The organism is Saccharopolyspora tripterygii, assembly GCF_054778355.1.
The window spans coordinates 143,079-151,020 of record NZ_BAAGZP010000004.1 but is presented as its reverse complement, the minus strand read 5'-3'; the positions used below and the strand labels follow the sequence as shown (position 1 = coordinate 151,020).

The 7,942-nt window shown below is 70.5% G+C and carries 5 protein-coding genes; 2 read left to right on the top strand and 3 right to left on the bottom strand.

Features of this window, described 5'->3' with window-relative positions:
• Positions 1-357 precede the first annotated feature (357 nt).
• Together ACYVF3_RS03425 and ACYVF3_RS03420 are read left to right on the top strand one after the other, a co-directional pair.
• On the top strand, positions 358-1,599 hold the full coding sequence (locus ACYVF3_RS03425) for a thiolase family protein (protein WP_461152779.1): 1,242 nt from the start codon (positions 358-360) through the stop codon (positions 1,597-1,599).
• Positions 1,596-3,692, top strand: a complete 2,097-nt coding sequence (locus ACYVF3_RS03420) for a 3-hydroxyacyl-CoA dehydrogenase NAD-binding domain-containing protein (protein ID WP_461152778.1) — start codon at positions 1,596-1,598, stop codon at positions 3,690-3,692. Before ACYVF3_RS03425 ends, ACYVF3_RS03420 begins: the two co-directional genes overlap by 4 nt.
• Positions 3,693-3,895: 203 nt before the next feature.
• On the opposite strand, the gene ACYVF3_RS03415 is transcribed toward ACYVF3_RS03420, so the two are convergent.
• The 3 genes from ACYVF3_RS03415 to dxs all read right to left on the bottom strand — a co-directional run bounded on the left by ACYVF3_RS03415 (position 3,896) and on the right by dxs (position 7,793).
• A complete protein-coding gene (locus tag ACYVF3_RS03415) occupies positions 3,896-5,029 on the bottom strand; it encodes a sensor histidine kinase (protein ID WP_461152777.1) in 1,134 nt (377 codons plus the stop codon).
• Positions 5,030-5,031: 2 nt separating this feature from the next.
• Entirely contained in the window at positions 5,032-5,718 is a 687-nt protein-coding gene (locus ACYVF3_RS03410; RefSeq protein ID WP_461152776.1) for a response regulator transcription factor, read from the bottom strand.
• Positions 5,719-5,882: 164 nt separating this feature from the next.
• Entirely contained in the window at positions 5,883-7,793 is a 1,911-nt protein-coding gene (gene dxs, locus ACYVF3_RS03405; RefSeq protein WP_461152775.1) for a 1-deoxy-D-xylulose-5-phosphate synthase, read from the bottom strand.
• Positions 7,794-7,942: the final 149 nt, after the last annotated feature.

The window sequence follows — 7,942 nt, the reverse complement described above, 5'->3', positions numbered from 1 at the left end:
GAGGCCTTCACCTGTCTACGGACAACCCACCGGGACAACCTCCCCGGACATCACATTTAGCCCAAACTGAGCCGACATTTCGGACATGATCATGGCTCGGTTTGGACTAAAACTGGGAACTGCCTCGCCGAGCGCGAAGCCGCCCCCCGGGGAAAGATCGGGTTCGCCGGGTCCGGGGAAGTTCTCGTGAGAACCTCTCCCACCGTCCGGGCTGGTCAGCATGTGAGACAACCGACAGTGGCGGGCACGTGGTTACCGGTGGGTAATAAGCGCTAGAGTGCGGTTACCGGCCGGTAAGGCCCCGCGCCTCGCGGATCCCGGCCGAGCACCATCCACCAAGCCAGTGAGGAGCACGCCGTGGCCGCACCTGCGTCGGCACCCGCCGACAGCCGCAGCCGCCCAGCGGTTCGGGACGTGGTCTTCGTCGACGGCGTACGCACGCCGTTCGGCAAGGCCGGTTCGAAGGGCCAGTACGCCCAGACGCGCGCGGACGACATGGTCGTCAAGGTCATCCGAGAGCTGCTGCGCCGCCACCCGGAACTTCCCGCGGAGCGCATCGACGAGGTCGCCATCGCCGCGACCACCCAGATCGGTGACCAGGGCCTGACCATCGGCCGCACGGCCGCGCTGCTGGCCGGGCTGCCCAAGTCCGTGCCGGGCTTCGCCATCGACCGCATGTGCGCAGGCGCCATGACCGCCGTGACCACCGTGTCCAGCGGTATCGCCTTCGGCGCCTACGACGTCGTCATCGCCGGCGGTGTCGAGCACATGGGCAACCACCCGATGGGCGAGGGCGCCGACCCCAACCCGCGCTTCGTGTCGGACAAGATCGTCGACCCGTCGGCGCTGGTCATGGGCTCCACCGCGGAGAACCTGCACGACCGCTACCCGTCGCTGACCAAGGAGCGCACCGACGCGTACGCGGCGCTGAGCCAGAAGCGCTACGACGAGGCGCAGCAGGCAGGCAAGATCAGCCCGGACCTGGTCGCCGTCTCCACCCGCTCCGACGAGGGCTGGGGCCTGGCCACCACGGACGAGCCGCCGCGCCCGGGCACCACGGTCGAGAACCTCTCCGGTCTCAAGACGCCGTTCCGCCCGCACGGCCGGGTCACCCCGGGCAACGCCGCGGGCCTCAACGACGGCGCGACCGGTGCCCTGCTCGCCGACGCCGAGACCGCGAAGGAACTGGGCCTGCCGATCGGCATGCGCATGGTCGGCTACTCCTTCGCCGGTGTCGAGCCCGAGGTCATGGGCGTCGGCCCGGTTCCGGCCACCGAGAAGGCGCTCCAGCGCGCCGGGCTGACCATCGACGACATCGGCCTGTTCGAGATCAACGAGGCCTTCGCCGTGCAGGTGCTGGCCTTCCTGGAGCACTTCGGCATCGCCGACGACGACCCGCGGGTCAACCCGTGGGGCGGCGCGATCGCCTGCGGCCACCCGCTGGCCTCCTCCGGCGTGCGGCTCATGACGCAGCTGTCCCGCCACTTCGAAGAGCACCCCGAGGTCCGGTACGGCATCACCACCATGTGCATCGGCATCGGCATGGGCGGAACGGTCATCTGGGAGAACCCGAACTACAACGCAGGAGGCGAGCAGTGACTGACTTCGCGTCCCTGTTCCCCGACGAGGTCGTGACCAAGGCGTACACCCGCCTCGTCGACGTTCCCGGTCTGACCGGCAAGCTCGCGCTCGTCACCATCGACAACGGCCACGACCACACCAAGCCGTCGACCTTCGGCCCGGGTGGCCTGAGCAGCCTGAACGCCGCGCTGGACGAGGCGTTCGCCGCTGAGCCGGCCGCGATCGCGGTCACCGGCAAGCCGTTCGTGTTCGCCGTCGGCGCGGACCTCACGGGCGTCGGCCAGGTGTCGCAGCGCGAGCACGCGCAGGCCATCGCGCAGACCGGCCACGACGTGTTCCGCCGGCTCACCGAGTCGACGATCCCGACGTTCGCCTTCGTCAACGGCGCCGCCCTCGGCGGTGGCCTGGAGCTGGCGCTGTCCTGCCACTACCGGACCGTGGCCTCCAACGCGGGCGCGATCGCGTTCCCGGAGTGCTACCTGGGCCTGTTCCCGGGCTGGGGCGGCACGCAGCTGCTGCCGAACCTGATCGGCCCGGACGCGGCCGTGACGGTGATCATCGAGAACGCGCTGAGCCAGAACAAGATGCTCAACCCGAAGAAGGGCCTGCAGCTGGGCATCTTCGACGAGCTGCTGGAAGGCGCTGACTTCCTCGAGGAGTCGGTGCGCTGGCTGACCCGCGTGGTCAACGGCGAGAAGACCGTCGAGCGCCCGGAGATCGACCGAGGCAAGGGCTGGGACGACGCCGTGGCTCGCGCCAAGGAGATCGTCTCCTCCCGCACCAAGGGCGCCTCGCCCGCGGTGACCAAGACGGTGGAGCTCATCGAGCTGGCCCGCAACAACGACCTCGACGCCGGCTACGCAGCCGAGACCGAGGCGCTCACCGACGCGCTGATGTCGGACGAGCTGCGCGCCGGCCTGTACTCCTTCGACCTGGCCCAGAAGCGCGCCAAGAAGCCTGCCGGTGCGCCGGACAAGCAGCTGGCCCGCAAGGTCTCCAAGGTCGGCGTCGTCGGCGCCGGTCTGATGGCCGGTCAGCTGGCGCTGCTGTTCGTGCGCCGCCTGCAGGTGCCGGTGGTCATCACCGACATCGACCAGGAGCGCATCGACAAGGGCGTCGCCTACATCCACGGCGAGATCGACAAGCTCGCGGGCAAGGGCCGTCTGTCGCCGGATGCCACCAACCGGCTCAAGGGCCTGGTGACCGGCGAGCTGGACAAGAAGGCCTTCGCCGACGCCGACTTCGTCATCGAGGCCGTCTTCGAGGAGATGACGGTCAAGCAGAAGGTGTTCGCCGAGCTGGAGCAGCACGTCTCCCCCGAGGCGATCCTGGCGACCAACACCTCCTCGCTGTCGATCACGGAGATGGCCTCGAAGCTCAACAACCCGGAGCGGGTCGTCGGCTTCCACTTCTTCAACCCGGTCGCGGTGCTGCCGCTGCTGGAGATCGTGCGCGGGGAGAAGACCGACGACGCGTCGCTGGCCACCGCGTTCGGCGTCGGCAAGCAGCTGAAGAAGTCCAGCGTGCTGGTCAAGGACGCTCCGGCGTTCGTGGTCAACCGCCTGCTGACCCGTTTCATGGGCGAGATCATCGCGGCCGTCGACGAGGGCACGCCCTTCGAGGTCGCCGACAACGCCGTGGAAGAGCTGGGTCTGCCGATGAGCCCGATGGTGCTGCTGCAGCTCGTCGGCCCGGCCGTCGCTCAGCACGTCAACGGCACGATGCACGCCGCCTTCCCGGAGCGCTTCGGCATCAGCGACAACCTGCAGCGGTTCGTCGACGAGGGCAAGTCCGCGGTGTGGACCTTCGACGAGTCCGGCAACACGGTCGTCGACCCCGAGGTCGCCGCGCTGTGGAAGTCCGGTGACAAGGTCTCGACCAGCGAGGAGGTCCGCGACCGCGCGCTCAACGCGCTGGCCGAGGAGATCCGGATCATGCTGGACGAGGACGTCGTGGCCGAGGCGCAGGACATCGACCTGTGCATGATCCTCGGCGCCGGCTGGCCGTTCTGGCTGGGTGGCATCACGCCGTACCTGGACCGGGCCGGCGTGTCCGAGCGGGTCAACGGCAAGCGGTTCCTCGCCCCGGGTGTGGCCTCGCTGCCCGCCTGACGCGCGAAGACCGGAAACGGGGGTCGGAGCACCTGCTCCGGCCCCCGTTCTCGTTCCTCAGCCGATCACCCCGCACCAGGTCGTCGCACGGGGAGACCGGCAGCATGCGGCCCGAAGGTGGCGCGCGGTGACGAGAGGGATCAGCACGAGCGCAACATCGGCGCTGACGGCCTCGTCGAGGTCGTGCACCCGCCCCGGGCGCTTCAGGGGGCTACGGGGAGTTGGACCGTGACCGCCAGGCCGCCCGCGGGCAGCGCGGTGGCGTGGATCTCGCCGTGGTGCGCGGTGGTGGCGGCCTGGACGATGGACAGGCCGAGCCCGGTGCCGTTGCGGGCGGTGCGCGCGACCCCGGCCCGCCGGAACGGTTCGAAGAGGGCGTCCACCGATTCCGGGGGGATCGTCGGCCCCGAGGAGGCGACGCGCAGCGTCGTCCACCGCGGGTCGGCGCCGGTGCTGACCTCCAGCCATCCCCCGTCGACGTTGTGCCGGACCGCGTTCTCCAGCAGGTTGCCCGCCACCCGTTCCAGCAGCGCCGGATCTCCGACCGCGAAAGCGGGCTCGGTGCACCGCTTCACGCGCAGCGCGCGCCTGCGGGACTCGGGTTCGACGGCGCGCAGCGCGCGGCCGACGACGTCGGTGAGATCGACCGGCTCCCGCACCGCGAGTTCGACGCCCTCGGTGCGCGCCAGCAGCAGCAGGGCTTCCACCAGGCGTTCGGCGCGGCTGGTGGCCTCGCGCACGACGTCGGCCATCCGGCGCAGCTCGGCCTCGTCGGCGTTCGGGTCCGACAGCGTCACGTCGAGCTCGGTGCGCACCACCGACAGCGGGGTGCGCAGCTCGTGGCTGGCATTGGCGACGAACCGGCGCTGGGAGTCGAAGGCCGCCTGCAACCGGTCCAGCATCGCGTCGAAGGTGTCGGCGAGCCGGGCGACCTCGTCGCGCGGGCCGCTCAGCGCGATTCGCTCGTCCAGCGATTCGGCCGACAGCCGCTGCGCCGTGTCGGTGACGTCCTGCAGCGGCCGCAACATCCGTCCGGTGACCAGCCACGCGAGCAGCGCGGCCGCGGCCACCACGGCGACGAACGCCGGTCCGCCGATCAGCAGGACCTGCTGCCGGGCCGAATCCCGCAGCGCCGCACCGAGGAGTTCCGCCGGAACGTCCACACCCCTGACCCGCACGGGAGTGCCCGCGGGCAGCCGGGGAACCGCGGCGACGACGTTGCCGACCAGCACCCAGCCCAGCCACAGCAGCACCGCGCTGACCAGGGCGACCAGCGAGGTCGCCAGCAGCGTCAGCCGGACCCGCAGTCCCGGTCCGCGCCGGGTGAGCGCACCCACGATCAGCCCCTGGCGTGCTCGGTGCGTGCCGCGGAAGGCACCCGGTACCCGGAGCCGACGACGGTCTCGATGACGCCGGGCTCCCCGAGCTTCTTGCGCAGCGTCATCATCGTGACCCGGACGGTGGTGGTGAACGGGTCGGCGTTCTCGTCCCAGACCCGCTCCAGCAGTTCCTCCGAACTGACCACCGCGCCGCCCGCGGACAGCAGCACCTCCAGCACGCCGAGCTCCTTGCGGGTCAGCTCCACCTCGCCTTCGGAGCGGGTGACCGTCCGGCGCGCCGGGTCCAGTTCGAGGTCCTCGGCGGTCAGCAGCGGCGGTTGCGCGGGTGTTGCGCGGCGTCCCAGCGCGCGCACGCGCGCGATCAGCTCCGGGAACGCGAACGGCTTGGCCAGGTAGTCGTCGGCGCCCAGCGACAGCCCGGCGACGCGATCGGCGACCGTGCCCGAGGCGGTCAGCATGATGACCCTGGTGAGCCCGCCCGAACCGACCAGGTCGCGGCACAGGTCATCACCGGACATCCCGGGCAGGTCGCGATCGAGCACCACGACGTCGTACCGGGTGATCGCGGCCTTCTCCTGACCGCTCTCACCGTCGTAGGCGACGTCGACGGCCATGCCATCGCGCCGGAGCCCTCGGGCCACCGCGTCGGCCAGCGGCTTCTCGTCCTCCACGACCAGGATTCGCACGAATCCACCCTGCCACAACAGGCGCTCGCACCAGTCGAGGTCAGGGCCGGACGAAGCGGATTTCAGCCTGGTTCCGGTGGAGATCCGTGGTGGGGGTGGGGAAGTTTTCATGAAAACTTCCCCACCCCCACCACCTTGGAGCTCCGTCCGAACGGGGGTCGAGATCAGCCGTGGGCGGCTTCGGTGGCGACGCGGAGCTGCGCGCCGCGGCGGCTCGTCACCCAGTCGTTGATGCGGGTGGCGATGTCGGTCTCGGTGAGACCGAGGTCGGCCAGGACCTCCTCGCGCGAGGAGTGGTGGAGGAAGTTGTTCGGCACCGCCAGATCGCGCAGCGGCACGTCGACCTCCGCGTCGCGCAGGGCGGCGGCCAGCGACGAGCCGAAGCCGCCGTGCCGGCCGCAGTCCTCGAGGGAGACCACCAGCCGGTGCTCGGCGGCCATCTCGACGACCTTGGAGGGCACCGGGACGACCCAGCGCGGGTCGACCACGGTCACGCCCACGCCCATCGCGGCCAGGCGCTCGGCCGCGGCCACGGCGAGCTGGCCGAACGCCCCGACCGCCACCAGCAGGACGTCCTTGCGCTCGTCGGCGCGCAGCACGTCCACACCACCGGTCCGCTCCACGGACGGGACCTCTTCGATCACCGAGCCCTTGGAGAAGCGCAGCACGGTCGGCCCGTCGTCGACGGCCACGGCCTCGCGCAGTTCCTCGCGCAGCGTCACGGCGTCGCGCGGCGCCGCCACCCGGATGCCCGGGATCAGGCCGAGGATCGACAGGTCCCACATGCCGTTGTGGCTGGCCCCGTCATCGCCGGTGATGCCGGAGCGGTCCAGCGTCACGGTGACCGGCTGCTTGTGCAGGGCCACGTCCATCAGCAGCTGGTCGAACGCCCGGTTTAGGAACGTCGAGTAGACCGCGAAGACCGGGTGGAGACCGCCCATGGCCATGCCCGCGGCGGAGGTCATGCCGTGCTGCTCGGCGATGCCCACGTCGAAGCAGCGGTCCGGGTACGCCTCGGCGAACTTCTTCAGGCCGGTCGGCCCCAGCATCGCGGCGGTGATCGCCACGACGTCGGATCGATCGGCACCGACCTCGACCAGCTCGTCGGCGTAGACGTCGGTCCAGCTCTTCGGAGCGGGCTTCTTGGGCAGACCGGTCTCCGGGTCGATGACCTTGACCTGGTGCATCTGCTCGGCCTCGTCGTTCTCGGCCGGGGCGAAGCCGTTGCCCTTGCGGGTCACGGCGTGCACGATCACCGGTCCGCCGAAGGACTTGGCCATCTGCAGCGCGTACTCCATCGCGCGCATGTCGTGGCCGTCCACCGGGCCCAGGTACTTCAGGCCGAGGTCGGAGAACATGACCTGCGGGCTGATCGCGTCCTTTATGCCGCTCTTGGCAGCGTGCAGGCCGGTGTAGAGCGAGCGGCCCACGACGGGCATCTTGCGCAGCGTGCGCTTGCCCGACTCCAGGGCCTTCTCGTAGCTGGGGTTGAGCCGCAGCGCCGCCAGGTGCTCGGCGAGTCCGCCGATGGTGGGCGCGTAGGAGCGACCGTTGTCGTTGACGACGATGACCACCGGGCGCTCCGGGTCGGCCGCGATGTTGTTGAGGGCCTCCCAGCACATGCCGCCGGTGAGCGCGCCGTCGCCGACGACCGCGACCGCGTGCCGGTCGGCACCGGTGACCTGGAACGAGCGGGCCAGCCCGTCGGCGTAGGACAGCGCGGTCGAGGCGTGGCTGTTCTCGACGAAGTCGTGCTCGCTCTCGGCCCGCGACGGGTAGCCGGACAGGCCGTCCCGCTTGCGCAGCTGGTCGAAGCCCTCCTGCCTGCCCGTGACGATCTTGTGCACGTAGGCCTGGTGGCCGGTGTCGAACACCATCGCGTCGTTCGGCGAGTCGAAGACCCGGTGCAGCGAGAGGGTCAGTTCCAGCGCACCCAGGTTGGGCCCCAGATGTCCACCGGTCCGCGACACCTTCTGGATCAGGAACTCCCTGATCTCCTCCGCCAGCTCCGCCAATTCGGCGTGCGTCATGCGCTTGACGTCGGCCGGACTGCGCACGGACCCCAGCAGCGTCACCGTGTTCCACCTCGCTTGTCGTGCCGGTCGGTCACAATCACGATCCCGGGGCCTGGCCGGCAACCTGGCTCCGTCTGCATAGTGCGCCCCAGTCTACGGAGGGGCCACGCGGCTACCGGGCGCGGTCGCACACCGGCGACGATGCCCTC